The 25866-nt window shown below is 72.4% G+C and carries 24 protein-coding genes; 18 read left to right on the top strand and 6 right to left on the bottom strand.

The annotated features are described in order from the left end of the window. The 3 genes from kdpB to kdpF form a co-directional block, all read right to left on the bottom strand. Positions 1-1733, bottom strand: a 1733-nt coding sequence (gene kdpB / locus ACWD4A_RS25850) for a potassium-transporting ATPase subunit KdpB (protein WP_451197547.1), incomplete at its 3' end; no start/stop codon positions are given. Next, a complete protein-coding gene (kdpA, locus tag ACWD4A_RS25845; protein ID WP_451197546.1) occupies positions 1733-3397 on the bottom strand; it encodes a potassium-transporting ATPase subunit KdpA in 1665 nt (554 codons plus the stop codon). The genes kdpB and kdpA, both read right to left, overlap by 1 nt. Next, positions 3397-3486: a K(+)-transporting ATPase subunit F gene (gene kdpF / locus ACWD4A_RS25840; RefSeq protein ID WP_451197544.1), complete on the bottom strand. Its 90-nt coding sequence runs from the start codon at positions 3484-3486 to the stop codon at positions 3397-3399. Before kdpF ends, kdpA begins: the two co-directional genes overlap by 1 nt. Positions 3487-3982: 496 nt before the next feature. Here kdpF and ACWD4A_RS25835 point away from each other — a divergent pair, with 496 nt between their 5' ends. From ACWD4A_RS25835 to ACWD4A_RS25785, 11 genes are all read left to right on the top strand, one after another. Beyond that, a complete protein-coding gene (locus ACWD4A_RS25835; protein WP_451197543.1) occupies positions 3983-4144 on the top strand; it encodes a hypothetical protein in 162 nt (53 codons plus the stop codon). A 295-nt stretch (positions 4145-4439) separates the two neighbouring features. Then, positions 4440-5753, top strand: coding sequence for a DegT/DnrJ/EryC1/StrS family aminotransferase (locus ACWD4A_RS25830; protein WP_451197542.1), 1314 nt, complete (start codon positions 4440-4442; stop codon positions 5751-5753). Between the two features lie 24 nt (positions 5754-5777). Further along, the gene (locus tag ACWD4A_RS25825; RefSeq protein WP_451197541.1) at positions 5778-6872 is read left to right on the top strand and encodes a GHMP family kinase ATP-binding protein; all 1095 of its coding nucleotides are present in this window, start codon (positions 5778-5780) and stop codon (positions 6870-6872) included. Between the two features lie 81 nt (positions 6873-6953). Further along, positions 6954-7745: a glycosyltransferase family 2 protein gene (locus ACWD4A_RS25820; RefSeq protein ID WP_451197540.1), complete on the top strand. Its 792-nt coding sequence runs from the start codon at positions 6954-6956 to the stop codon at positions 7743-7745. Positions 7746-7770: 25 nt separating this feature from the next. After that, positions 7771-8697: a radical SAM protein gene (locus tag ACWD4A_RS25815; RefSeq protein WP_451197539.1), complete on the top strand. Its 927-nt coding sequence runs from the start codon at positions 7771-7773 to the stop codon at positions 8695-8697. A gap of 12 nt (positions 8698-8709) precedes the next feature. After that, a complete protein-coding gene (locus tag ACWD4A_RS25810) occupies positions 8710-9630 on the top strand; it encodes an NAD-dependent epimerase/dehydratase family protein (RefSeq protein ID WP_451197538.1) in 921 nt (306 codons plus the stop codon). Beyond that, positions 9627-10787: a DegT/DnrJ/EryC1/StrS family aminotransferase gene (locus tag ACWD4A_RS25805; protein WP_451197536.1), complete on the top strand. Its 1161-nt coding sequence runs from the start codon at positions 9627-9629 to the stop codon at positions 10785-10787. The genes ACWD4A_RS25810 and ACWD4A_RS25805 overlap by 4 nt, the downstream gene beginning before the upstream one ends. A gap of 9 nt (positions 10788-10796) precedes the next feature. Further along, positions 10797-11573, top strand: a complete 777-nt coding sequence (locus ACWD4A_RS25800; protein ID WP_451197534.1) for a phytanoyl-CoA dioxygenase family protein — start codon at positions 10797-10799, stop codon at positions 11571-11573. Between the two features lie 56 nt (positions 11574-11629). After that, the gene (locus ACWD4A_RS25795) at positions 11630-12259 is read left to right on the top strand and encodes an SIS domain-containing protein (protein ID WP_451197533.1); all 630 of its coding nucleotides are present in this window, start codon (positions 11630-11632) and stop codon (positions 12257-12259) included. A gap of 31 nt (positions 12260-12290) precedes the next feature. After that, positions 12291-13307 carry a zinc-dependent alcohol dehydrogenase gene (locus ACWD4A_RS25790; protein WP_451197532.1) on the top strand — a complete coding sequence of 339 codons (1017 nt, stop codon included), beginning with the start codon at positions 12291-12293 and terminating at the stop codon, positions 13305-13307. 32 nt (positions 13308-13339) lie between these two features. Beyond that, a complete protein-coding gene (locus ACWD4A_RS25785) occupies positions 13340-14200 on the top strand; it encodes a galactose-1-phosphate uridylyltransferase (RefSeq protein WP_451197531.1) in 861 nt (286 codons plus the stop codon). A 62-nt stretch (positions 14201-14262) separates the two neighbouring features. Here the strand turns inward: ACWD4A_RS25785 and ACWD4A_RS25780 are convergent, their stop codons facing one another. Beyond that, positions 14263-15402: a glycosyltransferase family 4 protein gene (locus tag ACWD4A_RS25780; protein ID WP_451197530.1), complete on the bottom strand. Its 1140-nt coding sequence runs from the start codon at positions 15400-15402 to the stop codon at positions 14263-14265. Here ACWD4A_RS25780 and ACWD4A_RS25775 point away from each other — a divergent pair. Further along, complete coding sequence (locus ACWD4A_RS25775) at positions 15381-16031, top strand: D-glycero-alpha-D-manno-heptose-1,7-bisphosphate 7-phosphatase (protein WP_451197529.1); 651 nt, start codon at positions 15381-15383, stop codon at positions 16029-16031. The two genes, ACWD4A_RS25780 and ACWD4A_RS25775, sit on opposite strands and share 22 nt — an antisense overlap. Next, positions 16031-17005 (top strand): UDP-glucose 4-epimerase GalE, encoded by a 975-nt coding sequence (gene galE, locus ACWD4A_RS25770; protein WP_451197527.1) that lies wholly within the window; start codon positions 16031-16033, stop codon positions 17003-17005. Before ACWD4A_RS25775 ends, galE begins: the two co-directional genes overlap by 1 nt. Before the next feature lie 32 nt (positions 17006-17037). Here galE and ACWD4A_RS25765 read toward each other — a convergent pair whose 3' ends face one another. Further along, positions 17038-18012 (bottom strand): phosphotransferase family protein, encoded by a 975-nt coding sequence (locus tag ACWD4A_RS25765; RefSeq protein ID WP_451197526.1) that lies wholly within the window; start codon positions 18010-18012, stop codon positions 17038-17040. Between the two features lie 190 nt (positions 18013-18202). Between ACWD4A_RS25765 and ACWD4A_RS25760 the strand changes: the two genes are divergently transcribed. From ACWD4A_RS25760 to ACWD4A_RS25740, 5 genes are all read left to right on the top strand, one after another. Further along, complete coding sequence (locus tag ACWD4A_RS25760) at positions 18203-19996, top strand: ABC transporter ATP-binding protein (protein WP_451197525.1); 1794 nt, start codon at positions 18203-18205, stop codon at positions 19994-19996. An 8-nt stretch (positions 19997-20004) separates the two neighbouring features. Next, the gene (locus ACWD4A_RS25755; protein WP_451197549.1) at positions 20005-21876 is read left to right on the top strand and encodes an ABC transporter ATP-binding protein; all 1872 of its coding nucleotides are present in this window, start codon (positions 20005-20007) and stop codon (positions 21874-21876) included. Positions 21877-21958: 82 nt separating this feature from the next. After that, on the top strand, positions 21959-22855 hold the full coding sequence (locus ACWD4A_RS25750; protein ID WP_451197523.1) for an SDR family NAD(P)-dependent oxidoreductase: 897 nt from the start codon (positions 21959-21961) through the stop codon (positions 22853-22855). 150 nt (positions 22856-23005) lie between these two features. Further along, complete coding sequence (locus tag ACWD4A_RS25745) at positions 23006-23308, top strand: acyl carrier protein (RefSeq protein WP_451197522.1); 303 nt, start codon at positions 23006-23008, stop codon at positions 23306-23308. Beyond that, positions 23305-24522 (top strand): beta-ketoacyl-[acyl-carrier-protein] synthase family protein, encoded by a 1218-nt coding sequence (locus ACWD4A_RS25740; RefSeq protein WP_451197521.1) that lies wholly within the window; start codon positions 23305-23307, stop codon positions 24520-24522. The genes ACWD4A_RS25745 and ACWD4A_RS25740 overlap by 4 nt, the downstream gene beginning before the upstream one ends. Here ACWD4A_RS25740 and ACWD4A_RS25735 read toward each other — a convergent pair. After that, entirely contained in the window at positions 24472-25725 is a 1254-nt protein-coding gene (locus ACWD4A_RS25735) for a wax ester/triacylglycerol synthase domain-containing protein (RefSeq protein WP_451197520.1), read from the bottom strand. The two genes, ACWD4A_RS25740 and ACWD4A_RS25735, sit on opposite strands and share 51 nt — an antisense overlap. Between the last annotated feature and the right edge of the window lie 141 nt (positions 25726-25866).

The following is a 25866-nucleotide window of genomic DNA, read 5'->3' as shown; positions in this document are numbered from 1 at the left end:
ATCTCGATGAGCTTGGTGGGGTTGGAGTCCAGGTCGACCATGTTCCCGGCCTCCTTGGCGGCGGAGGTGCCGGTGTTCATGGCGACGCCGACGTCGGCCTGGGCGAGGGCCGGGGCGTCGTTGGTGCCGTCGCCGGTCATCGCGACGAGCTTGCCGCCCGCCTGCTCCCGTTTGATCAGTGCCATCTTGTCCTCGGGCGTGGCCTCGGCGAGGAAGTCGTCGACACCCGCCTCCTCGGCGATGGCCCTGGCCGTCAGCGGGTTGTCACCCGTGATCATGACGGTCCTGATGCCCATGCGGCGCAGTTCCTGGAAGCGCTCCCTGATGCCCTCCTTGACGACGTCCTTGAGGTGGATCACGCCCAGGACACGGGCCCCTTCGGGATCGTGCACGGCGACCACGAGCGGCGTGCCGCCGTGCTGCGAGATCCGCCCGACCGTCTCGTGCACGTCGTCACCGACCGTGCCGCCCGCGGCGGTCACCCACCCCGTGACGGCACCGGCCGCGCCCTTGCGCACCTTGCGGTCGTCCACGTCCACCCCGCTCATCCGGGTCTGCGCGGTGAACGGCACGAACGTGGCCTGTTCCAACTCGCCTTCCGTACGGGCCCGCAGGGCGTACTTCTCCTTGGCGAGGACGACGACGGAGCGGCCCTCGGGCGTCTCGTCGGCGAGCGAGGAGAGCTGGGCGGCGTCCGCGAGTTCGTCGGCGCCCACCCCGCCGACGGGGAGGAACTCGGCCGCCTGGCGGTTGCCGAGGGTGATGGTGCCGGTCTTGTCGAGGAGAAGGGTGTTGACGTCGCCCGCGGCTTCCACCGCGCGTCCGGACATCGCCAGGACATTGCGCTGCACGAGCCGGTCCATGCCCGCGATGCCGATCGCGGAGAGCAGCGCGCCGATGGTGGTCGGGATCAGGGCGACCACGAGCGCGACGAGGATGACGAGGCTCTGCTCCGCGCCCGCGAAGATCGCGAACGGCTGGAGCGTGACGACCGCGATCAGGAACACGACGGTCAGGGAGGCGAGCAGGATGTTGAGCGCGATCTCGTTGGGCGTCTTCTGCCGGGCGGCGCCCTCCACCAGCGCGATCATCCGGTCGATGAAGGTCTCGCCCGGCCTGGAGGTGATCCGCACGACGATGCGGTCGGACAGCACCTTGGTGCCGCCGGTGACGGCCGACCGGTCGCCGCCGGACTCCCGGATCACCGGCGCGGACTCGCCCGTGATCGCGGACTCGTCCACGCTCGCGACGCCTTCGACGACGTCCCCGTCACCGGGGATGATCTGCCCGGCCTCGACCAGGACGTGGTCGCCCAGCCGCAGTTCCGCGGCGGGCACCTCCTCCTCGTGGACGGGGTCCGCGCCGGGCCGCCAGTCCATGGCGCGGCGGGCCGTGGTGTGGGTGCGCGTCCGGCGCAGGGTCTCCGCCTGGGCCTTGCCCCGGCCCTCGGCGACGGCCTCCGAGAGATTGGCGAAGACCGTGGTCAGCCACAGCCACGCCGTGATCACCCAGGCGAACACACCGGGTTTGTCGATCGCGGAGAGAGTGGTGAGCACCGCCCCCACCTCGACGACGAACATGACCGGGTTGTGGGCCATCAGGCGCGGGTCGAGCTTGCGCACCGCCGCGGGGAAGGAGGTGACGAGCTGCCGGGGGTCCAGCAGGCCGCCGGAGACGCGGTGCGGCCCGTGCCCGACGGACGAGGGAGAGGGAACGGCCGGGTGAGCGGGCATCAGCGCAGTCCTTCCGCGAGCGGCCCCAGCGCCAGCGCCGGGAAATAGGTGAGGCCGACGACGATGAGGATCACGCCCGTCAGCAGTCCGACGAACTGCGGCCGGTGCGTGGGCAGCGTGCCCGCCGTGACGGGCACCGGGCGCTGCCCGGCGAGTGTCCCGGCCAGGGCCAGGACGAACACCATCGGCAGGAACCGGCCGAAGACCATGACCAGTCCGAGGGCCGTGTTGTACCAGACGGTGTTGGTCTGCAGGCCGGCGAAGGCGGATCCGTTGTTGTTGGCCGCGGAGGTGAAGGCGTACAGCATCTCGGAGAAGCCGTGCGGACCGGAGGCCGTCATGGCCGCCCGTTCCCCGGGCAGCGCCATGGCGATGCCGCACGCCACCAGGACGATGGCCGGGGTGGTGAGGATGTACAGCGAGGCGAACTTCATCTCCCGGCTGCCGAGCTTCTTGCCCAGGTACTCGGGCGTACGGCCCACCATCAGCCCGGCCACGAACACCGCGACGATCGCGAGCACGAGAATGCCGTACAGGCCGGAGCCGGTGCCGCCGGGGGCGATCTCGCCCAGCATCATGTTGAAGATCAGCAGCCCGCCGCCGCCCGGAGTGTAGGAGTCGTGGGCCGAGTTGACGGCGCCGCACGAGGTGAGCGTGGTGGACACGGCGAACAGGGCGGAGGCCCAGACGCCGAACCGCTGCTCCTTGCCCTCCATCATGCCGCCCGCCGCGTGTCCGGCCGGGCTGCTCACGCTGTGCAGCTCGTTCGCCGTCACCACGGCGACCGAGGCCGCCCAGAGCAGCCCCATGACGGCCAGCACCGCGTAGCCCTGCCGCCGGTCGCCGACCATCGTGCCGAAGGCGCGCGGCAGCGAGAAGGAGATCACCAGGAGCAGGTAGATCTCCAGGAGGTTGGTGAAGGCGGTGGGATTCTCGAAGGGGTGGGAGGAGTTGGCGTTGTAGAAGCCGCCGCCGTTGGTGCCGAGTTCCTTGATGGCCTCCTGCGAGGCGACCGGGCCGCCGGTGATGCCCTGGTGGCCGCCCGCGACCGTGGTGATGTCCTGGACGCCGTGGAAGTTCTGGATCACCCCGGCCGCCAGCAGCACGACCGCGAAGACGAAGGCGACGGGCAGCAGCACGCGCAGCACGATGCGGGTCAGGTCGACCCAGAAGTTGCCGACGCGGTCGGTCTGCTTGCGGGTGAACCCCCGGATGAGGGTGGCCACGACGGCGATGCCCACCGCCGCCGACACGAAGTTCTGCACGGCCAGCCCGGCCATCTGCACCAGATGACCCATGGTCGACTCGCCCGAGTACGACTGCCAGTTGGTGTTGGTGACGAACGAGGCCGCCGTGTTGAACGCCTGGTCCGGGCTGACGGGCTTCATGCCCAGCGACAGCAGCAGCCGGTCCTGCACCCGCTGGAACCCGTAGAGGAAGACCACCGACACCAGCGAGAACGCCAGCACGCTGCGCAGATAGCCCGCCCAGGTCTGGTCGGTGTCCGCGCCCACCCCGCCCGCGCGGTAGACGAACCGCTCGGCGCGCAGGTGCCGGGAGGTGGTGAGGCAGCGGGCGATGTGGTCGCCCAGCGGCCGGTAGGAGAGGGCGAGAGCGCCCACCAGCGCGAGGATCTGCAGCCAGCCCGCGAGAGTACCGTTCATCAGAACCTCTCGGGGAAGAGGAGACAGAACACCAGATAGCCCACCAGGGCCACGGCCACGATCAGGCCCACGACGTTTTCCGCGCTCACAGGCGTTCGACCCCCTTGACGACCAGGTGGAGGAGGACGAACGCGAAGACGCTGAGTCCGATGAATGCCAAGTCCGCCATGAGCGATGCACCCCGTTGTTCCGTGAGCGGTGGACCGAATCATTTGAGCCACCCGTAGCGAAGCGCCAGGCAACGGGCTGTGGCGAGCCCCCTTAGCGCGCTCCTGACGCGCGGGCGCACTCCTTTGACGGGTCCTTTATTGCGTTCGAGGCCTTGTTCTGATTTTCGTGGGGCGGCGCAAGGCCCGAGAGCAAGGAAGAACGCACAGAGAAACACGGTAATGGCGGAAATCAGTGGGGACACAGAGGAACACGCCGGGTGCACGGGCACCCGGCGTTGGCGCGATCGGTATCAGTTGTTCCGGGCCAGGGAAGCGTTGAGGAGCTCCAGGCAGGACGCGACGTCCGTACTGCCCGGCTCGGGGCGGGGAGCCTGCCGTCGGCGGCCTTGAGCTCGCGCGGGGCACGCTCCATGGCGTGGCGCTCGGCGCCGGTGCCGACGACCACCCCACCAAGCCGTTCCGGCTCACCGGTCTCCTCGCCCGGCTCCTCGCCCACCCGCGCCGCCCGGCGGTCGTCACGGGCCCGGCGGCCGGCACGAAGTGCACCTGCGCCCCAAGGAGTTCGACCCGCTGGTGACCCTCGCCGGGTCGGCGGGGGAGCATGGGACGACCTCCGGGGGGGGGGCTTGCTCGGCGGGCTATCCTGCCGGTCCGGCCGGCCGTTCCCCCGTACCCGCAAGTACCAGCAAGTACCCGCGAGTGGCGTGAAGTTGACGGATCGTATGGTTGACACTGGCATCAGTCGATGGCGTAGGCTCCCGAATCATGCCGTCCGCTACGACGGGCGGTGCAAGGCGCGCGTACTCGCGTGAGACCCGTGGCACACCCCCTTCCGACCGCAGCCCCAGAGGCACTGCCCGCGCTGTGGTCTCGTGAGCACGGAGGTCCGGAGTTTGAAGACGCAAGCGCAGAGTGAGGGACACTTATCCCACGGCGGGAAACAGTCCCCCGAAGAGCCCGCCTGGCCGACCTGGCCCACCTTCACGGCAACCACCGAAGAGCGTCTGCTCACCGCGTTGCGATCCGGCCGATGGGCGGTGAGCGGTGCCTACACCGGCACCCCGTCGTTCGAGCAGGCCTTCGCCGACGCGTTCGCCGCGTTCACCGGCACCGCCTACGCCGTTCCCACCTGCAACGGCTCCGCGGCCCTGACGATCACCCTGGAGGCGCTGGGCGTCGGCGCCGGGGACGAGGTCCTCGTGCCCGGCCTGACCTGGGTGGCCTGTGCCTCGTCCGTGCTCCGCGTCGGCGCGGTGCCGGTCCTCGTCGACGTCGAGCCGGACACCCTGTGCATGTCCGTGGCGGCCGCCGAGGCTGCGCTCACCGAACGCACCCGGGCGATCATGGTCGTCCACCTCTACGGCTCGGCCGCGGACCTCGACGGATTCACCGCGCTGAGCCGCAGGCACGGCGTGGCCCTGCTGGAGGACTGCTCCCACGTGCACGGCGCCACCTGGCGCGGCCGCAGACTCGGGGCGTTCGGCGACGCGGCGGCCTTCAGCCTCCAGCAGACCAAGCTGCTCACCTCCGGCGAGGGCGGCGTGGCCGTCACCTCCGACCCCGAGATCCACAACCGGCTCTACCGCAAACGCGTCGACGGACGCAGGCGGCGGGAAGGCGCCCCGCTCGGCGAGCTGGAGCTGGAGGAGCTCCCCGGCGTGCAGGGATACAACTACTGCATGAGCGAGTTCAACGCGGCCGTCGTGCTGGACGGGCTCGCCCGCCTCGACGAGGAGAACGCCCGCAGACGCGTGTCGATGCGGCGGCTGGACGAACTGCTCGCCGACATCGACGGCGTGACCCCGCTCGCCCGCCCGGCCGCGCTCACCGAGGACGCCGCCTACCAGTACTGCGTCCGGCTGGACCCCGCGGTCTTCGGGCACGGCGCCAAGAACGCGGTCGCGGCCGTCATGTCGCAGCACCTCGGCGTGCACGTCGAACCCATCGACTCGGCGCTCAGCGACAACGTCCTCTACCAGCCGCTGGCCTCCGGCTGGACCAGGCCCGCGGTCGACCCGCGGCGCGCCCGCGAACTGGACCCGTCCCGCTTTTCGCTGCCCGTCGCCGAGGTCGAGGGGGAGAACGCGGTCGTCCTGCCGCACCGCATGTTCCTCGCCCCGCCCGAGCGCATGGACCTGATCGCCACGGCTGTCGAGAAGGCCAGGGCGCAGCTCTCCCGGGCCTGAACTCCGCTATCGAAGGCATTGGTGATGGACCTTCAGAAGGAGTACGGGCCCGCGACCGGAACGCGGTCCCTGCCGTACGCCCCCGTGCCGCCCCCGGCGATGGACCCGGCGACGGACCCGGCCCGCCCGGCCGTCGTCACCGCCCGCTCCCCGCTGCGCATCTCGCTCGCCGGGGGCGGCACGGACATCCCCAGCTATTCCACCCGCTTCGGCGGCCTGGTCATCGGCTGTGCCATCGACCGCTACGTCGGTGTCACCGTCTTCCCCCGGGAGTTCTCCGGGCGACTGCGGGCCGCCACCGACTCGTACGAGCTGTACGACTCCGCCGCCGACCACCCCAACAGCATGACCCGGGCCTGCCTGCTGCGTGCCGGGCTGCACCGCGACCGGCAGGTCGCCGTCTTCGGCGACGTGCCACCGGGCAGCGGGCTCGGCGGCTCCGCGGCCTTCGCCGTGTCCCTGCTGCACGCCGCCGCGCACCCCCGACCCGCCCCGGCCCGCGAACTGGCCGAGACCGCGAGCCGGGTGGAGATCGAGGACCTCGGGCGCGCTGTCGGCAAACAGGACCACTATCTCGCCGCGTACGGAGGAATCCGGCTGCTGCGCTTCCACCCGTCCGGCCACGTCGACCCCGAGCCCCTCGAACTCGTCCCCCGGGTCCGCGCGGAGCTGGAGGAACGGCTGCTGCTCTTCCACACCGGCATCAGCCGGGACGCCGGTGACGTCCTCGCCGAACAGAACCGGCGCACCCTCGAAGGCCACAGCGACTCCCTCACCCGGCTGCACGCGATCCGCCGTATCGCCGATGAGATGGCCGACCGCCTGCGCACGGGCGACGTCGACGGGGTCGCCGGGCTCGTCGAGGAACACTGGAACCTCAAGTCGAAACTCGGCTCACGGGTGAGCAGCCCGCAGCTCCAGGCCCTGCACGACCGCGCCGTCGAGGCCGGCGCGGCGGGCGGGAAGCTGCTCGGCTCGGGCGGCGGCGGCTTCCTGCTGCTGGTGTGCGACCCCCGCCACCGGGCGGAGGTGCGCCGGGCCATGGACGATGCCGGGCTGCGCGCCCTGCCCTTCCGGTTCACCGACAGCGGCAGCGAGGCGGTGCATGTCCCGCTCTGAACGCACGCCTCTCCCCGGACTTCCCGCGCACACGTCCCCTCCGCACGCACGAATCCGCACGTACGAAGGGCGGCTCCCCCCGTGCTGGTCACCGTCGTCACCATCACCCGCACCCGGCCCGCGCTCCTGGCCCGTGCCGTCCGCAGCGTCCAGGAGCAGAAGCTCGACGCGGCCTTCGAACACCTCGTCGTGCTCGACGACTGCGACGACTCCTACCGGTCCCTGCGGGAGCGCGGGCCACTGCCCGGCAACGTCCGCTGGGTCCTCGCCGGCCGGGGACCCCGCGACGTGTCCGGCCCCGGCCGCTCGTCCAGGCTGCGCAACATGGCCGTACGGATCAGCGAGGCACCCTGGATCGCCTTCCTCGACGACGACAACACCTGGCGCCCCGACCACCTCGACAGCCTCCTGGACTGCGCCCGGCGCACCGGGCACCGCGCGGTGCACTCCCACCTGAGGATGCTCAACAAGGACGGCAGCCCCTACCTGGAACAGCGCGACCCATGGGCCCGCGACCCCGCCGAAGGCCGCGCCGAGTACGCGCGCATGCGCGCCAAAGGGGTCGTGGAGCCCGGCACCTGCGTCCGCCGCGACCGGCTCGACCCGCCGGGGGAGCCCGACCCGGTGATCTCCGTGGACACGGGGGAGTGGCTGCTCGCCCGCGACCTGCTGCTGGAAGTGCCCTTCACCGACGACTTCGACGCCCGCGACGAGGAACGGCTCATCGGCGAGGACGACAAGCTCGCCATGAGCCTCCGCGCGCGCGGCGAACCCGTCTCCTGCACCGGGAGACCCACGCTCCACTACCACCTCGGCGGCTACTCCAACGACTTCTCCCGCCCCTTCGACGCGACGTTCTCCTGGCGGGACTGAGCGAGCGAGACGGAGGCAGAGCCCGATGACCTATCGCATGGTGAACGGAAAGGTCGAGACCCCCGAAGGCTGCGAGATCAACGTCGCCTACCACTGCAACCTCGGCTGTGCCTCCTGCAGCCACCTCTCACCGGCCTTCAGGCGGTCCCTGGCCGACCCCGGGACCATCGCCCGCGACCTGACCGTCCTCGCCCGCTCCTTCCGGGCGCGGTTCGTCAAGGTGCTCGGCGGCGAACCGCTGCTGCACCCCCGGCTCGTGGACATCCTGCACTCCGTCCGCGCCTCGGGCATCGCACCCCGCACCCTCGTCTGCACCAACGGGCTCCTGCTGCCCCGCATGGGCGACGACTTCTGGGCGGCGGTGGACGAGGTGGAGATCTCCGTCTACCCCGGCCAGGAGCTCCCCGAGGAACAGCGGGCGCGCGTCGAGGCCCGCGCGGCCGGCCACGGCGTCACCCTGACCCTCGCCCGCTACTCCCACTTCCGCTACTCCTACTCCGAGCACGGCACCGACGACGCACAGCTCGTCCGGCGCATCCACGCGACCTGCCAGATCGCCCACGTCTGGCGCTGCCACACCGTCTACGAGGGGCACTTCTTCACCTGCCCGCAGTCCGTCTTCATCCCCCAGGTCATCGCCGACCGCGAGGACATCTGGGCCGACGCCCTGCCGCTCGCCGACGACCCCGGCTTCGCCCGGCGGCTGCTGGACCACCTCCGGCGCCCCGAGCCCCTGCGGGCCTGCCGCAACTGCATGGGCAGCGTCGGCCGGCTCATGCCCCACCAGCAGCGCACCCGCCGCGACTTCCGCGCCCCCCAGCAGCACAGCACCGAGGAGCTCGCCGACCGGCGCTTCCTCACCCTGCTGGAGAACACCCCGGACGCGGACGACGGCTGCGCGGCGCTGCCCGTCCCCCCGCTCCCTTCCCCCAGCCTCCGGAAGAGGTCCTGAATGCGTTGCCTGGTGACAGGTGGATCCGGCTTCATCGGCCGGCACGTGGCCCACAAGTTCCACGAGGAAGGACACGAGGTCCACGTCGTCGACACCCGCTGGACGCCCGACGACCCCCACCCCGGCACGGCCCTGTCGGTCACCGCCAAGGACGAGCTCGCCGCCCTCTTCGCCTCCTGGCGGCCCGACGTCGTCATGCACCTGGCCGGGATCGCCGACGCCAGGGCCGTCCTCGCCGACCCCGTGACCGCCATGGACGTCAACGTCACCGGGACCGCCGCCGTCCTCGACGCCGCCGCCGGCTCCGGCGCCTCCCGGGTCGTCATCGCCGGGAGCTGCTGGGTCTACAACGCCATGCGCGTCGAGGCCATCGACGAGGACGAACCCTTCCTGCCCACCGGCGCGGGCCACTACTACACCACCTCGATGATCACCAAGGAGCTGCTGGCCCGGGACTACGCGCGGCTGCGCGGCCTCGACTCCACCGTGCTGCGCTACAGCCCCGTCTACGGGCCGGGCATGTGGCCGGGCCTCGTCGTCTCCGCCTTCCTGCGGCTGGCCGCCGAGGGCAAACCGCTCACCGTCTTCGGCGACGGCACCGAACGCCGCGCCTTCCTCCACGTCCACGACCTCGCCGACGCCTTCCACCGCGCCGTCGCCCCGGCCGCCGCCAACCAGGTCTACAACCTGGAAGGCCCCGAGATCCTCACCACCCGCGAACTCGCCGAACGCGTCTCCGCCCTCTTCGGCGGCGTGCCCGTCGTCCACCGCGACGAGCCCACCCGCCGCGGCGAACTCGTCTACTCCCAGCGCCTCGTCTCCACCGCCAAGGCCCGCGAACAACTCGGCTGGACCCCCAGGATCGGCATCGACGAAGGGCTGCGCATGGAGCTCGCCGCCCGCGGCCCCCGGGCGGAGGCGAACAGCCGATGACGACACCCCGGGTGGTGCCGGTGCGCCCCGACTTCACGGACACCGACATCGGCACGATCCTCGCCGCCGTCCGCACCTCCCTGGAAACCGGACAGCTCGCCCAGGGCGCCCAAGTCGCCGCGTTCGAGGCCGAGATGGCCGACTACACCGGAGCCCGGCACGCCGTCGCCGTCGCCTCCGGCACCGCCGCCCTGGTCTGCGGACTCCGCGCCGTCGCGGGCGAGCGGGGCGACGGCGGGACGGGCGAGGTGCTGGTCCCCGCCAACTCCTTCTACTCCTCGGCCGCCGCCCCCCTCCTCGCCGGACTGCGCGTACGGCTCGTCGACGTCGAGCCCGACACCCTCGCCCCCAGCCCCCGGACCCTCGACGAGGCCGTCACCGGCGCGACCGAGGGCGTCCTCCTCGTCCACATGGGCGGCATCATCACCCCCGCCGCCGACGCCATCACCGACTGGTGCGCCGAACGCGGCCTGTGGCTGATCGAGGACTGCGCCCACGCCCACGGCAGCCGCCTCGGCGGACGCCACGCCGGGACCTTCGGCGAGCTCGGCGCGTTCTCCTTCTTCGCCACCAAGGTCATCACCTCCGCCGAAGGCGGCATGGTCACCACCGACGACGACGAACTCGCCGCCCGCGTACGCCTCCACCGCAACCTCGGCAAACCCGAGGAGTGGCGCAGCCACCACACCGTCCTCGGCGAGAACGCCCGCATGAGCGAACTGCACGCCGCCGTCGGCCGCGCCCAGCTGCGCCGCCTCGACGAGTTCCTCAAGGTCCGCGACCGGCTCGCCCAGCGCTACACCGCCGGACTGCGGACCCTCCCGTACGTCCGGCCCGTCCTGCCGCAGCACGCGCCGGCCAGCTGGTACAAGTACGTCGTCGCCCTCGACCCCGCCGTGGACCGGGCGGCCCTGCGCGCCCGCATGAGGGACGCCGGGGTGCAACTCGGCGGCGAGATCTACGAGATGACGCTGGGCGAACAGCCCGCCTTCGACGGCAGGATCCCCCCGGGCCGCTTCCCCGTCGCCGAGGAGCTCTGCGCCCACCACATCTGCCTGCCGCTGCACACCCGCATGGGCGAGGACGACGCCGACACCGTCCTCGACGCGCTGCGCACCGCGCTGGACACCGCGCTGCACACCGCAGGGAAGAGGTGACCCGCCGTCATGACCGCACTGTCACCGGAGGAGCTCTACCTCTTCGACACCACCGGATTCCTCGTGCGCCGCGGCGCCTTCACCCCCGCCGAGGTCACCGGGATGCGCGCGGAGCTCGCCCGGATCACCCCCGCCGACTCCGGGTTCGCCAACACCGAGCGCTTCGAGGACCTCCCCGCGGCCGGTGACCTCTTCGCCCGGCTCGCCCTCGACCCCCGCCTCCTCGGCCCCGTCCGCGACGTCGTCAACCAGCCGCTGCGCCTGCTGGAGGGCTACGGCCTGCGCCGCGGCCCCGACAGCGTGCTCTACCTGCACGGCGGCAACGCCGAACTGCTGGACCTCGACGGCGGGACCGTGGGCCGCGACATGTCCATCACCCACACCTACCACGACGGCAAGCTGTACTGCCCGTACGTCAAGACCCTCGTCTATCTCAGCGACATCGCCTCCCGCGAGGACGGCTCCTTCTGCTACATCCAGGGCTCGCACAAGGCCAACTTCCCCCTGCTGCGGCCGCGCGCCGAGCGCGGCGCGCGCGCCTCGCTGATCGACGAGGGCTTCCCCACCCTCTCCGACCTCTTCGTGCGCGCCGGGGACATGCTGCTGCTCAACGAGGCGCTGATGCACGGCACCCGGCGCAAGCGCACCCCCGGCGACCGGCTGCTGGTGGCCTACGGCTACGGGCCGACGTTCCTCACCGACTGGCGCGAGCTCGACGGGGAGACCGGCGACCTGCGCGGCGCGGGCTATGTCGACCACGACGTGGAGGAGGACTTCGTGCCCTGACCCGACCGGCACCGGCGCCGTACGGAATTCCCCGACACGATGGCAGGCGATCAGAGATGACCCAGAACTCCCTCGCGACGGACGCCCCCGCCGGACCTTCCGACGGCCCGCGGGCCGGGAGCCGGTGGAGCGCGTACCTCGCCACCGCGGGCCCCCTGCTCGACGCCATGGGCGACCAGGTCCAGCAGCTGATAGCCGAGCTCGACGAGGTCCGGCACAGCGGGGCCACCGTCTTCCTCGCGGGCAACGGCGGCAGCGCCTCCGCCGCCTCCCACCTCGCGCAGGACCTCCTCAAGGGCACCCACACCGAAGGCGCCCGGCCGCTGCGGGCCGTCGCCCTGACCGACAACCTGTCCATGCTCACCGCCTACGGCAACGACTGCGGCTACGACCGGGTCTTCGCCGAACCGCTGCGGCTGCTGGCCAGGCCCGGCGACCGGCTGCTGGCGATCAGCTGCTCCGGCACCAGCCCCAACGTGGTGGCCGCCGCCCGCTGGGCGGGGGAGTCCGGTCTTCGGGTGCTGGCGGTGACCGCGGGCACCGGGGGCACGCTGCGCGAACTGGCCGACGTGGAGGTCAACACCCCCACGAAGGACGTGGGCATGGCGGAGGCCATGCACAGCGTGATCTTCCACTTCGTCACCCGGTCCCTGCGGGACAGCGCCGCGCGCTCCCCCCGCCGATGACCCGTAGCGACTCCCAGAGAGGCCACCGCCCATGAAGGCAGCCGTGCTGAACGGCCCCCGCGACCTGTCCGTGGAGACCGTGCCCGACCCCCGCCCGCCGGAGGGCTGGGCGCTGGTCCGCGTGGCCCACAACTCGATCTGCGGCAGCGACGTGTCCCTCTTCAACAACGCCTGGCACGGCTCCGCCTTCCCGGCCGTCCCCGGGCACGAGTGGAGCGGCGTCGTCGTCGAGAGCCGCAGCCCCCTCGTGGCACCCGGCGCCCATGTGGTCGGTGACATCGCGATGACCTGCGGCCACTGCCCGTGGTGCCGCGCGAACCAGCGGGTGATGTGTCCACAGCTGCGGGAGTTCGGCTTCACCGACCCCGGCGCCTGCGCCGAGTTCATCGCCGTGCCGGGCGAGAACCTGATCCCGCTGCCCGAGCACCTCGACCTGCTGGCGGCGACCCAGGCGGAGCCGCTGTCCGTCGCCCTGCACGCGCTGCACCGGGTACGGCTGGAGCCGGGGGAGCGGGTCGCGGTCGTCGGCTGCGGCGGCATCGGCCTCAACGTGCTGCAGGCGGCCCGCGCGGCGGGCGCCCGCGCCGTCCTGGCCGTCGACCCCCGCGAGGGCCGCGCCGCCGTGGCGGGCCGGCTCGGCGCCGAAACGGTGCTCACCGGCGCCGGCCAGGTCGCCGAGTGGATCGACACCGTGGGCCCGGAGGGCCTCCCGGACGTCGTCCTGGACGCCTGCGGGGAACCCGAGGCCCTCCAGCGCGCCGTCGAACTGGTCCGGCCGGGCGGCCGGGTGGGCATCATCGGCTACCGGGTGGGCAAGCGGGTCGACCTCCTGTCGGCGGGCTGGACGCTGAAGCTGATGGAGACCATCGGCGTGATGGGGCCGGGCAACTTCATGCCCCGCGCCGTCGACCTGCTGGCCCGTGGCGCCGTGCGCACCGAGGACATCATCACCGACGTACTGCCCCTGGCGGAGGCGGGCAAGGCGTTCCTGCTGGCGGAGGAGACGGACGGCGACGCGATCCGGGTGGCCGTCCGTGCCCATGGCTGACCCCACGACCCCCGCCGCGAAGGACGGCCCGGGTGGCTGAGCTGCGGACGGACCCGCTCACCGGCGTCCGCGTGGTCGTCAACGGCGGCAGGCAGGGCAGGCCGCGCAACCGCGGTGCGGACTGCCCCTTCTGCCCCGGCGGACTGGAGGCCCCCGAGCCGTACGAGGTCCGGCGGATACCCAACCGCTGGCCCGCGCTGGACGGGCAGCGGTGCGAGGTGCTGCTGTACTGCCCGGAGCACGAGGCGTCGTGGAGCACCATGAGCGGCGCGCAGGCCGAGGCCGCCGTCGAGCTGTGGAACGACCGCACCCTCGCGCTGGGTTCCCGGCCCGACGTCGCCTATGTGCTGCTGTTCGAGAACCGGGGCGCCGACGCCGGGGCGACCGTGGACCACCCGCACGGCCAGGTCTTCGGGCTCGCCGAGGTCCCCGACGCCCCGGCCGCCCGGCTGGCCCGCGGCGGCAGGCTGGGACGGTGCGCGCTGTGCGAGGCACCGCCCGGGGCACTGGTGGTCGCCGAGGAGGACGACTGGCTCGCCTGGGTGCCGCAGGCGCCGCTGTTCCCGTACGCCCTGCGGCTCGCGCCGCGCGGGCACGTCGCGGACCTGCCGGAGGCGGGACCGGAGGGACGGCGGGCGCTGGCCCGGCTGCTGCGGACCGTACTGGCCCGGATCGACGGCCTGTTCGGGCGGCCCGCCCCGTACTTCCTCTGGGTCCACCAGCGCCCCGCCGACGGCCGCGCCTGGCCCTGGGCACACCTCTACGTGGAGATCAACGCCGTGTGGCGGGCCCCCGGGGTGCCCCGGTTCATCGCGGCGGGCGAACTGGGCAGCGGGATGTACTTCACCCCGCTGGAGCCGGAGGCGGCCGCCGAGCGGCTGAGGGAGGCGTGATGCCGCGGGACCGTCCGGCGGCCCCGTTCCCGGGCGGCGACCGCCGCCCGGGAACGGGCCGTTCACACCCCGGCGAGCTCCTTGAACTGCTCCACCAGCAGGGCGATGGGGTCCGGCGGGATCTCCCGCCGGACGGCCTCGGCGGCCAGGCGGCCGATCTCCCGCCACTCGGCACGCCGCTGCCAGGCCCGCTCCAGCGCCTCGTCGAAGCACGCGGCCGCGGGCGCCGCCGCCACGAACCCCGTGACACCGTCCTCCAACAGCTCGGCGTTGCCCGCCACATCACTGACGACCACCGGCCTGCCGCACAGCATCGCCTCGATGATCACGGTCGGCAGGCCCTCCGCGCGGGAACACAGGACGAGGCCGTGATGCGTGCGCCAGACGCTCTCGATGTCGTCGGCGTACCCGGCGAAGACGACATCGGCCAGCCCCAGCCGGTCGCGCAGCGCCCGCAGCACGCGCTCGTGCGCCCCCGCCCCGTACAGCGAGACGGTCAGCGGCCGCTCCCGCCACTTCGGCATCGCCAGCACGTCGAAGAGCACGTCGTGGCCCTTGCCGTTGGGGTCCAGCCGGGCCAGGCAGGCCATCCGGATGCGGCCGTCCCCCTCCGGCCACGGCGGGGCGGCGGCGTAGTCGACCTTGAAGTGGCAGCGCACCACACGGGCGTTGGCGATCGGCCCGCCCACCTGCCGCTCCGTCAGCCGCCGGTTCCCCTCCGAGACGAAGAAGGACGCGAGGGCCCCGCCGTAGCCCACGGCCAGCCGCTCGGCGACGTCGTCGGTGCACCACTCGTAGTCGGAGGCCGAGTTGGCGTACGCCACATAGGGCACGTCCCGCCGGAGGCACTCCTCCATCCAGCCCAGGCCCTCGTAGTTGTCCCCCTGGGAGACCACCACGAAGTCGGGGCGGAGCTTCTCCAGGACGCTCGACTGCCGCTCGGACCACGGGAGTTCATGAACGGGGCGCTGGTCGTGGGGCGGCGGATCCCACCTGCGGTGCACCGTGCACCCGGCCCGCTCCACGGCGGCCAGCTCGGCGGGGACCTCCTCCCAGCCCTTGACGCTTGCGTGGATCTCGGCGCCGTCCCGCAGCCAATGACCGGCCGCCAGCGCCCAGTTGGTCTCGCTCGGGCCCCAGGGGGCCGATTCATTGGCCGACGCGAAGAGAATCCGGGGCCGTGCTCGATCCGTCCGACCCATTCCGGTATCACCTTCCAGAACAGACGACTTCGAATGAACAGGACCGTAACGTGAAAAACACCGGTACGGAAGTGCGCAACCGTGCGAGGAGAACCGCCGAGGTGCCCGACGCATTCTTTCTGGACAGGGACGGAACACTCAACGAGAAGCCCCCGCCGGGCGAATACGTGATGTCCCCGGACCGACTGGCCCTGCTGCCCGGAGCCGCCGCCGCGGTACGCCGCATCAACGCGAGCACACGCCCCGCCATATTGGTGACGAATCAGCGCGGCGTGGCCCGCGGAATCATGTCCGAGCGCGACCTGGACGCCGTACAGCGCCGATTGACGGAATTACTGCGGGCCGCCGGCGCCTTTCTGGACGCCTGCTATTGCTGCACCCATGGGGAAGGGGACTGCCGCTGCCGCAAACCGCACCCCGGCCTGCTCACGCGGGCCGCCGAGGACTTCCCGGGGATCACGCTCCGGAACACGGTCATGATCGGCGACTCCGAGACGGACGTCCTGGCCGGCCGCGCCGCGGGCACCGGCACCGTGCGCCTCGCCGAGGCGCCCGGCGACACCGCGGCGGACCTCGTCGCCCCCGATCTGTGGACCGCGGTCGACCTCTTGCTGAAAGGCGGTTGGTGATGAGAATCCTGGTGACGGGTGGCGCGGGCTACATCGGCAGTGTCGTCGCGCACCGGCTGGTCGAGGAAGGGCACCGGGTCACGGTCCTGGACGACCTGTCGACCGGCTTCGCCGAAGCGGTCCCCCAAGGCGCCGTCCTCGTCCGGGGGACGATGCGGCGGGCCGCCGAGATCCTCGGCGGGCGCGAGGGCTTCGACGCCGTCGTCCACCTGGCCGGCCGCGCCCTGATCGACGACTCGGTGCGCCGCCCGGAGCGCTACTGGCACGGCAACACCACCGAGACGCTCACGCTCCTCGACGCCATGCTCCGCACCGGGACCGGGCGGCTGGTCTTCTCCTCCACCGCCGCCGTCTACGGGCAGCCGGAACGCGTCCCGATCGAGGAGAGCGCGCCCACCGTCCCCACCAACCCGTACGGCGACTCCAAGCTCGCCGTCGACCTGGCCCTCGCCGCCTACGCCCGCGCCCACGGCCTCGCCTCGGTGAGCCTGCGCTACTTCAACGTGGCCGGAGCGGTCGACCGGTTCGGCGAGCGGCATGCCCCCGAGACCCACATCATCCCGCTCGCCCTGGACGCGGCGCTGGGCCACCGGCCGGAGTTCGCCGTGTTCGGCGACGACTACCCGACGCCCGACGGCACGTGCGTCCGCGACTTCGTCCACGTCGCGGACGTGGCGGAGGCACACCTGGCCGCGCTGCGCGGGGTGCTCCCCGGCGAGCACCGGAACTACAACATGGGCAACGGCACCGGCTTCTCCGTACGCGAGGTCCTGGCGGCCGCCGGCCGGGCCGTGGGCCGCCCGGTGCCCGCCCGGAACGCGCCGAGGAGGCCCGGCGACCCCGCCGTGCTCGTCGCCTCCAACGAGCGCATCCGCCGCGAACTCGGCTGGAAGCCGGCCCGGCCGGACCTCGACGGCATGATCGAGGACGCCCTCCGCTTCCGCCGGGAGTCCGGGCGGGGCAGGGCCCGGTGACGGGCCCCGCGGCCCTTCCCTCACACGCCCCCTCACACGCCCCAGAGCAGCCGGGCCAGTTCGCCGATGTCCTCGACACCGGTGAGATCGGCGGGCACCTCCTCCAGCACGTCGAAGTCGTGCAGGAACGTGAACTGCAGCATCTCCTCCGCGAAGCCGTCCGACACCTCCCATCCGGCGCCCTCCAGCGCCGCCGAGAGGAGCTCCCGGTCGGCCCGGAAGGCGTTGAGGTGCAACTGGACCAGGCCGTACCGCGGATCGCCCGCGTAGACGTCGGTGAAGTCGATCAGGCCGCTGATCCGCCCGGCCGCCGCGTCGACGAAGAGGTTCGTGCCGTGCAGATCGCCGTGCACCAGGACCGGCTCCCGCCCGGCCAGCAGGGCGTCGACCCCGGGCAGGAAGTCCGGCACGTCCGCCAGCAGCCGGGGCGACAGATAACCCCACTCCCGGTGGTCCTCCACCGTGTCCTCCCGCCGCTCGCGCAGCAGCTCGGCGAAGACGTCCGACTCCGGCCGCAGCGCGGCCGCACCCGTCAGCGGCACCTCGTGCAACTGCCGCAGTACGGCACCGAAACGCCGGGCGAGAGACAGCAGCCGGGGACGGTCCACCGTCGCCATGGCCTCCCGCCAGGTGATCCCCGGGGCGGTCTCCATCACCAGGAACGGCCATGGCCAGGCGCCCGCGCCGGGCCGCAGCTCCCCGCGCGCCACTAACCGCGGAATCGGCAGGCCGTGGCCCGCCAGGACCTCGTACGCCTCCAGCTCGGCGGCGTGATTCTCCGGACCGCACCAGTGCTCGCCGTAGAGCTTGACGGCCAGCCCGGTATCGGTGAGCAGTACCGGATTGGTGCTCTCACCGGGAATGCGCAGCGTGCCGGGGGCCACGAGACCGAGGGAATCCAGCGCCCCGCGGACCCATGGCTCCCAGAAATCCAGATCGTTACGGAGCTTTGCGTAGATGTCATCCGAATTGATTTCGGCGAGATCCGTGGGACGGCTTTCCGGCACTGGGGGACTCCCGTTCTGTGCGCACGGGTCCGTGCACACGAGGATTTCCGGCGGAATTCGCAACAGGCTAGCACGGAGGGCGGTACCGGCAACCGTGAAGTCCGGTCAACGGTACGCGTGTTGAGAAGAAACGGCAGTCGAGGACTTCGAGGACTTCGAGGACGACGAAAGGCAGCGTGAGGAGCCAGCAATGAGCGCCGATCCCGACAACGCCCGCAGGCCAGGTTCGTCACTCGCCTCGCTCCGGCGGCTCGCCCCGTACCTGAAACCCGTCCGGCGCCCCGTCGCGGGCGCCGTCGCCGCGACCCTGGGCGCCCAGCTGTGCGGGCTCGGCATCCCCCTGGTGGTCCAGCGGATCATCGACGGCCCGTTCACCACCCGGGACTACGGCCGGCTGCCCTGGCTGATCCTCCTCGTCGCCGCGCTCGGCGGCGCGGAGGCCCTGCTCTTCTACGCCCGCCGCAAACTCGTCGCCCGCCCCACCGCCCTGGTGGAGGCGCGGATGCGGGCCGACCTCCTCGGACACCTGCTGCGCATGCCCGTGGCCTTCCACGACCGCTGGCAGACCGGCCAGTTGCTGTCCCGCGCCGTCAACGACCTGGTGACACTGCGCAAATACCTGGCCTTCGCGGCGCTCTTCCTGGTCGTCAACACCGTCACCCTCGTGGTGGGCCTGGTCCTGCTGTTCACCATCACCCCCATGCTCGCCCTCGTCGGACTGTGCAGCGCCGCACCGCTGTTGCTGGTCTCCTACTTCTACGAGACCCGCTACAAGCTCGTCGCCCGGCGCGTCCAGGACCAGTCCGGCGACCTCACCACCATCGTCGAGGAGACCATGCTCGGCATGCGGCTGCTGAAGTCCTTCGGCCGCACCCGGGTCCGCACCCGGCTCTTCCACGACCAGGCCCGCCTGCTGCGCGACAGCGAGCTGCGCATCGTCCGCATCATGGCGGCTCTGTCCGCCGCCGTCCTGATCCTCCCCGAACTCGGCATCGCCGGGCTGCTCGCCGTCGGCACCGCGGGCATCATCCACGACAGCCTCACCCTCGGGGACCTCGTCGCCGCCATCACCATCAGCACCTACCTGCGCTGGCCCACCGAGTGCATCGGCTGGGCGCTGTCCGAGACCAGCACCGCGGCGTCGGCCTGCGACCGCTACTGGGAACTCCGCGACAGCGTCCCGGCCATCACCGACCCACCGCACCCCGCCGCGGCGGCCCGCCCGGCGCGCGGCCACCTCCGCTTCGAGAACGTCCACTTCCGGTACCCCGGCGCCCCCCGCTCCCTGCTGCGCGGCATCGACCTGGAAGTACGGCCCGGCGAGACCATGGCCCTGGTCGGTGCCACCGGCTCCGGCAAGACCACCCTGACCGCCCTGGTGCCCCGGCTCATCGACGTCACCTCCGGCCGCGTCACCGTCGACGGCACCGACGTGCGCGACCTGCCCCTCGCCGACCTGCGCGCCCACATCGGCTGCGCCTTCGAGGACGCGATGCTCTCCTCCGCGAGCATCCGGGAGAACGTCGTCCTCGGTGCCCCCGGCGCGCCCGGGTCCGAGGTCCGCGAGGCGCTCCGCATCGCCTCCGCCGAGGAGTTCACCGACGCCCTCCGCCCGGATGGGGCGGACACCCGCATCGGCGAACAGGGCCTCTCCCTCTCCGGCGGCCAGCGCCAGCGGCTGGCCCTGGCCAGGGCCGTCCTCGGCAGGCCCGCCCTGCTTGTCCTCGACGACCCCCTCTCCGCCCTCGACCTGCACACCGAGGCCGAGGTGGAGAAGGCGCTGCGCGGTGTGCTGACCGAGGCGACCGCCCTCGTCGTGGCCCACCGCCCCAACACCGCCCGGATGGCCGACCGGGTCGCCGTCCTCGCCGACGGCCGGATCACCGCCGTCGGCACCCACCACGAACTGCTCACGACCTGCCCCCACTACCGGGCCCTCATGGCGGCACCCGAGCCCTGGCACCAGGAGGCGACGCCGCGGTGACCATCTCCATGGGCTCCACGGGAGCCTCCCGCGCCACCCCCGCGCCGGCCCCCGACCCCTGTCCGGGCCTCGACGCCGCCGAGGACTCGTCCGTACTCGACAAGGCCACCCAGCGCCGCGTCCGCGCCCGCTCCCGGCGCCTGTTCGCCTCCCTGATGCGCCCCTGGCTGATCCGTACGGCGGTCGCCATGGCCGCGCTGGTGCTGGAGAACGCCGCCCAGCTCGCCGGACCGCTGCTGATCGCCCGCGCCATCGACACCGGGGTGCCGCGCGCGGTCGCCGGCCGGTCGGGGCCGCTGGTGTGGTGCGTCGCCGGCTTCGCCGTGTGCACCGGGGTGTCCGCGGCGGCCCGCTACGCCTTCTTCCGGCTGTCCGGCGCCGTCGGCCAGGCCGTCCTGCTCGACCTCCGGATGCGCATCTTCCGGCAGGCGCAGCGGCTCCCGGTCGCCTTCCACGACGCGTACACCTCCGGCCGCGTCGTCTCCCGGCTGACCGCCGACGTCGACGCCGTGCGCGATCTGGTCGAGGGCAGCCTGGACGGCCTGCTCACCTCCCTGCTCACCGTGCTGGGCATCGCCGTGCTCCTGATGTGGCTCGACCTGCCGATGGCGCTGGTGGTGCTCCTCTCCTTCATCCCGCTGATCCTGCTGACCCGGTGGTTCCGCGAGCGCTCCCGCCGCGCGTACCGCAGGGCCCGCAACACCGTCGCCGAGATCCTCACGGAGCTGGGCGAGACCCTCAACGGCATCCGGGCGGTGCAGACCTTCCGCGCCGAGCACCGCAAGGCCGCCCGCATGAACACCCTCAACGAGGACTTCCTCGCCGCCCAGACCGAGGCCCTCGGCGTCGTCGCCCGCTACACCTCCGGCGTACGCCTCGTCGGCAACACCGCACTGGTCCTCGTCCTGGCCATCGGCAGCTGGCGGCTGTCGGAAGGCAGCCTCCGGCTCGGCATCCTCACGGCCTTCGTCCTCTACCTCCGCAAGTTCTACGACCCCTTGGACGAACTCGCGCACTTCACCAACCTCTACGTCGCCGCGAGCACCGCCCTGGAGAAGATCTCGGCACTGCTCGCCGTCGAACCCTCCGTACCCGAGCCCGCCGCCCCGGCGTCTCTGCCCGCCGACCGCCCCGGACGCGGCCGCCTCCACTTCCGGTCCGTCGACTTCCGCTACACCCCCACCGGCCCCCTCGTCGTGCCACGGCTCGAACTGACCGTGCCCGCCGGGCAGACCGTGGCCGTCGTCGGCGCCACCGGAGCGGGCAAGTCGACACTCGCCAAGCTCGTCGCCCGCTTCTACGACCCCACCGCCGGCTCCGTGACCCTCGACGGCGTCGACCTCCGCGAGCTCCCCGACGCCGCGCTGCGCCGCGAAGTCATCCTCGTGACACAGGAGAACTTCCTGTTCACGGGCACCATCGCGGAGAACGTCGCCCTGGCCCGCCCGGACGCCACACGGGACGACATCCGCGCCGCCGCGGCCGCCGTGCACGCCCACGAGGTCATCGAGGCGCTGCCCGACGGCTACGACACCCAGGTCAGCAAGCGCGGCAGCAGGCTCTCCGCGGGACAGCGCCAAATGGTCGCCCTCACCCGGGCGTTCCTCGCCGACCCCACCGTGCTGCTCCTCGACGAGGCGACGTCGAGCCTGGACATCCCGACCGAGCGCGCGGTCCGGGTGGCCCTGTCGAAGGTGCTCGCGGGCCGCACCGCGCTGATCATCGCGCACCGGCTGTCCACCGTGCTGTCGGCCGACCGCGTCCTCGTCATGGACGGCGGCCGGATCGTCGAGGACGGCCCCCCGCGCACCCTGATCGCCGCGTCCGGGCCCTTCTCCCGGCTGTACCGGACGTGGGTGGCCTCGACGTCGGGCGGCTGAGCGCCTGTCAGATTTCGCCCTGGTTGTCCGTCATAGTGTGTGGCGCCCGGCACGAAGCGGGGACGGTTCGAAGGAGGCGCTGATGGGACGCAGTGTGATGGTCACCGGTGCGACGAGCGGGGTGGGCATGGGAGCGGCCCTGCGGCTGGCCACCGCGGGGTACGAGGTGTTCGCCGCGGCCCGCACCGAGGAGGAGGCGGAGAAACTGCGGGCGGCGGCCGACGAGTACGGGCTGCCGCTGCGCACGGTGCTCCTCGACGTGACCGACCCGGACTCCTGCGAGCAGGCGTACGCGGAGGTCGCCGCGCGGACCGACGGCGGCCCCTGGGCCCTCGTCAACAACGCGGGCAGCCCGCTGGCCGGGGCCGTCGAGGACATCGGCGACGTGGTCGCGCGCGCGTCTCTGGAGGCCGATGTGCTGGCCCCCGTCCGGCTCGCCCGGCTGGCGCTGCCCGCGATGCGCCGCCGGGGCGACGGCCGGATCGTCAACGTCTCCTCGCTCGCCGGACGGGTCTCCGTACCGGCCATGGGCTGGTACTGCGCGGGCAGGGCGGCCCTCGGGGCCCTGAACGACGCCCTGCGGATGGAGGCCGGGCCCGACGGGGTGCGCGTGGTCGTCGTCGAGGCGGGCCTGCACGCGGGCGCCGTCCGGGACCGGGCCGCCGACGGCCTGGAGAAGCTCGCCTCGGAGGGCCGGTCCTCGTTCGCCGGGCTGTACCGGTCCGCGGCCGCGGAGCTGCGCACGAGAGGCGCGGAGCCGCCCGGACCGGACCCGGTCGTCGGCGCGATCCACGCCGCGCTCGCCGCCAAGCGCCCGAGGGCCCGTTATGTCGTCGGGGCGAAGGCGAAGGCGGGGGCCGCCGTCGACGCGCTGACCCCGTACCGGGTGGGCGACCACGTCAAGCGGGTGGCCCTGGGGGCGGCCGGCTCGCACCGGGCGGTGGAGTACGCCGCCCGGCGCTGGTGCTCCCCGTGGTGACGGCGAGTGCGTGCATCGTCCGGATGAAATCCGCTCATAAACTATCAAAGGTAGTCACTTAAGCGGCGCGGGAGCCCTGAATCCGTACAAGGCGGTTGCTAGCTTGCCGCCCGTGACCGAACTCCGAGCGTGCCCGGCGGGCGACAACCGATGACTTCCCTCTACGAACCCATCAAAGACAGCCTGATCCAGCACTTCAACATCCCCGAGGACGCCGTCCGGCCCGACAGCACCCTGGAGGATCTGGGCCTGGACTCCCTGGGCGTGGTGGAGCTGATGTGCGTCCTCCAGGACGAACTGGGCCTGCGCGTACCCATGGACGACGCCGCGCTGAAGTCACTGCTGACCACCTTCGGCGAGGCCGTCGCCGCCGTGGAACGGGCCCAGCCCGCCCGGCCCGTGCCGGACCAGGGCCCGCGCCCGGCCGCCGACTCCCCGGTGTCCCCGGTATGAACGACATCGCCATCACCGGCCTGGGGCTCCTGACCCCGGCCGGAACGGACGTCGGAGCCACCTGGCGAGGGGTGTGCTCCGGCACCTCCACGGCCGCTCCCGACCCGGCGCTCGGTGACGTCCCCGTACCGCTGAGCTGCCGCGTGCCGGACTTCGACGCCAAGTCCCTTCTCGGGGGCGACGTATGGCGCATGGACCGCTTCACACGTCTGGCACTGGCCGCCGCCCACCAGGCGGTCGCGGACGCCCGGCTGGACCCCGGTGTCTGGAACGGGGCGCGGGTGGGCGTGGTCATCGGCGTCGGTACGGAGAGCAAGGACACCACCGTTCCGGCCGTCCGGAAGTTCGCCGAGCACGCCTACGCGGCCATCTCCCCGCTGACCGTGCCCCGTTCGATGGCCAACGCCGCAGCCGCCGAGATCTGCATCGCGCTGCGGGCCCACGGCCCGAGCATGGCGGTGACCACCGCCTGCGCCTCCGGGGCGACCGCCCTGGGTGTCGCCCGGGACCTGCTGCTGGCCGACCGCTGCGACATCGTGCTGGCGGGCGGCGCCGAGGCGCCGTGCCACCCGCTCACGTCCCTCTCCTTCTCCCAGATGGGCGCGCTGTCCTCCCGCGTGCACGACCCGCAGGGCGCGAGCCGTCCCTTCGACGCCGACCGTGACGGATTCGTCCTCGCCGAAGGCGCGGGCATCCTCGTCCTGGAACGCGCGACGGACGCGCGGGCCCGCCGCGTCCCGCCGCACGCCTACTTCTGCGGATACGGCAGCTCCACCGACGGCCACCACTACGCCGCCGCGCACCCCGAAGGGCTCGGCATCGAAAGGGCCTTCAGGGCCGCACTGGCCGACGCCCGCCTGGAGCCCGCCGACATCGGCCACATCAACGCCCACGGCACCGCGACCCCGATGAACGACCGCATCGAAGGCGCGACCTTGAGCCGTATCTTCGACGGCCACCCGCCCCCGGTCACCTCGGCCAAGGGCGTCACCGGGCACACGCTCGGCGCGGCGGGGGCCATCGAGGCGGCGCTCAGTGTTCTGACGTTGCGTCACCAGTTGATCCCGCCCACCGCCAACCTCGACCGCCTCGACCCGGAGATCGACCTCGACGTGGTCACCAAGGTCCCCCGGCCGTGCCGGATGGACGTGGTGGCCAGCAACTCATTCGGCTTCGGCGGCCACAACACGGTGCTGATCCTCTGCCGGTCCTGACGCATCGCAGCCCTGGTCGTGCAATTCGGCCAGGGCTTCCGCGAGCAGTCCGGGAAGTCGTTCCGTGCCCTCGATGGCCGCCTCGGCATTGAAGGACGCCGTGACCCGCGTGCGCTCCAATACAAAGGCGCAGACGATCGGGGAGCGATTCTGCGGGGACGGTACCGGTACCAGTTCGACGATATCGAGTCCGGCTCCGTACGCTTCCATGGAAACGATGGTCACGCCCAGGCGGCGCGGCCAGAACGCGCGCAACGACCGGTAGAGAACCGACGAGAACGGGCGCGGCATCCGCAAGAGACAGTCGAGGACCTGCCGGACCTGATACAGCGTGCCGAATCCCATGTCGCGGGCAAGGATGTCCAGCCGGCGTTCCGGAGACGGCTCGGCGCAGGGGAGCGTGAGGGGCATGATGCCGACCGCGGTGCCGAACGCGGACCGGTCCTCGTGCGGGCGCAGACTGACCGGCATGTAGAAGCGCAGTCCACGGCGCTGTCCTCGGCCGGCCGTCCCGCACCAGTGCTCGGGTGTCCAGGCCCGCAGCGCGCCGGCGAGGGCGGCGAGACCGATCTGCGCGGTGGTGGCCCCGGTGCGGCGGGTGATGTCGTCGAACAGGGACCGGTCCAGGGTGACGGTGCGCAGCACCCGCCCTCGCGCGGTGGCGGAGCGCGGGGGCAGCCAGCGTGCCGTACGCCCGAAGAGGTGCGGCAGGCAACGCGCCGCGCGCCGCACGGCCCGCGGTGACGGGACCGCCGGTGCGGGACGCGGAGCCGGGTGCGGCAGCCGGGCCCCCGAGAGGACGGCCGCCAGTGTCCGCGCGACGCCCATGCCGTCCTGGAGGATGTGCGCGACCCGGTAGGCCAGCAGATATTCGTCCGGGCCGTACCCGCGGATCAACTGCACGCTCCACGGCGGCCGGTCCGTCGGCAGAGGGCGCGCCAAGGCCTCCAGCGCGCATTGCGCGGCCGGCCGGCCGGCGGGGACGTCGATCTCCTCGACATGGCGGGACACATCGAGATCCGGAGCCGGTTCGAACCGTGCCCTCCGGCCCTTTCCCACGACCCGGTAACCGAGGACGGGCACCCGGGCGACGGCATCGGTGAAGAGCTCCTCGAGTTCGCCGCGCGTGGGGGGAACCCCGGTCAGTCTGGCCGCGAGGGAGATCTGCCAGCAGCTGGGGTCCGAGGCCGACCGCGCCTCCAAGTACTGGAATTTGTCGGATGCGCCGAAAGGTACGGAGCCATTGGTGCGACGTGTGCGATTGCTGAACACTCAGGCCGCCTTTTCGTTCATTCCCGACAGCGATTTACGTCACTATGTCGTGCGCTGTGGGGAATGTCGGCG

The organism is Streptomyces sp. NPDC002537 (genome assembly GCF_053594975.1).
The sequence above is the reverse complement of the archived record's forward strand: the minus strand, read 5'-3'. Positions and strand labels throughout refer to the sequence as shown.

Excerpts from the sequence above, each read along its gene's own strand:
- kdpA (WP_451197546.1), bottom strand. The coding sequence starts at position 3,397 with ATGAACGGTACTCTCGCGGGCTGGCTGCAGATCCTCGCGCTGGTGGGC.
- ACWD4A_RS25825 (WP_451197541.1), top strand. The coding sequence starts at position 5,778 with ATGGACCTTCAGAAGGAGTACGGGCCCGCGACCGGAACGCGGTCCCTG.
- ACWD4A_RS25815 (WP_451197539.1), top strand. The coding sequence starts at position 7,771 with ATGACCTATCGCATGGTGAACGGAAAGGTCGAGACCCCCGAAGGCTGC.
- ACWD4A_RS25805 (WP_451197536.1), top strand. The coding sequence starts at position 9,627 with ATGACGACACCCCGGGTGGTGCCGGTGCGCCCCGACTTCACGGACACC.
- ACWD4A_RS25800 (WP_451197534.1), top strand. The coding sequence starts at position 10,797 with ATGACCGCACTGTCACCGGAGGAGCTCTACCTCTTCGACACCACCGGA.
- ACWD4A_RS25795 (WP_451197533.1), top strand. The coding sequence starts at position 11,630 with ATGACCCAGAACTCCCTCGCGACGGACGCCCCCGCCGGACCTTCCGAC.
- ACWD4A_RS25790 (WP_451197532.1), top strand. The coding sequence starts at position 12,291 with ATGAAGGCAGCCGTGCTGAACGGCCCCCGCGACCTGTCCGTGGAGACC.
- ACWD4A_RS25780 (WP_451197530.1), bottom strand. The coding sequence starts at position 15,402 with ATGGGTCGGACGGATCGAGCACGGCCCCGGATTCTCTTCGCGTCGGCC.
- galE (WP_451197527.1), top strand. The coding sequence starts at position 16,031 with ATGAGAATCCTGGTGACGGGTGGCGCGGGCTACATCGGCAGTGTCGTC.
- ACWD4A_RS25760 (WP_451197525.1), top strand. The coding sequence starts at position 18,203 with ATGAGCGCCGATCCCGACAACGCCCGCAGGCCAGGTTCGTCACTCGCC.
- ACWD4A_RS25755 (WP_451197549.1), top strand. The coding sequence starts at position 20,005 with ATGGGCTCCACGGGAGCCTCCCGCGCCACCCCCGCGCCGGCCCCCGAC.
- ACWD4A_RS25750 (WP_451197523.1), top strand. The coding sequence starts at position 21,959 with ATGGGACGCAGTGTGATGGTCACCGGTGCGACGAGCGGGGTGGGCATG.
- ACWD4A_RS25745 (WP_451197522.1), top strand. The coding sequence starts at position 23,006 with ATGACTTCCCTCTACGAACCCATCAAAGACAGCCTGATCCAGCACTTC.
- ACWD4A_RS25740 (WP_451197521.1), top strand. The coding sequence starts at position 23,305 with ATGAACGACATCGCCATCACCGGCCTGGGGCTCCTGACCCCGGCCGGA.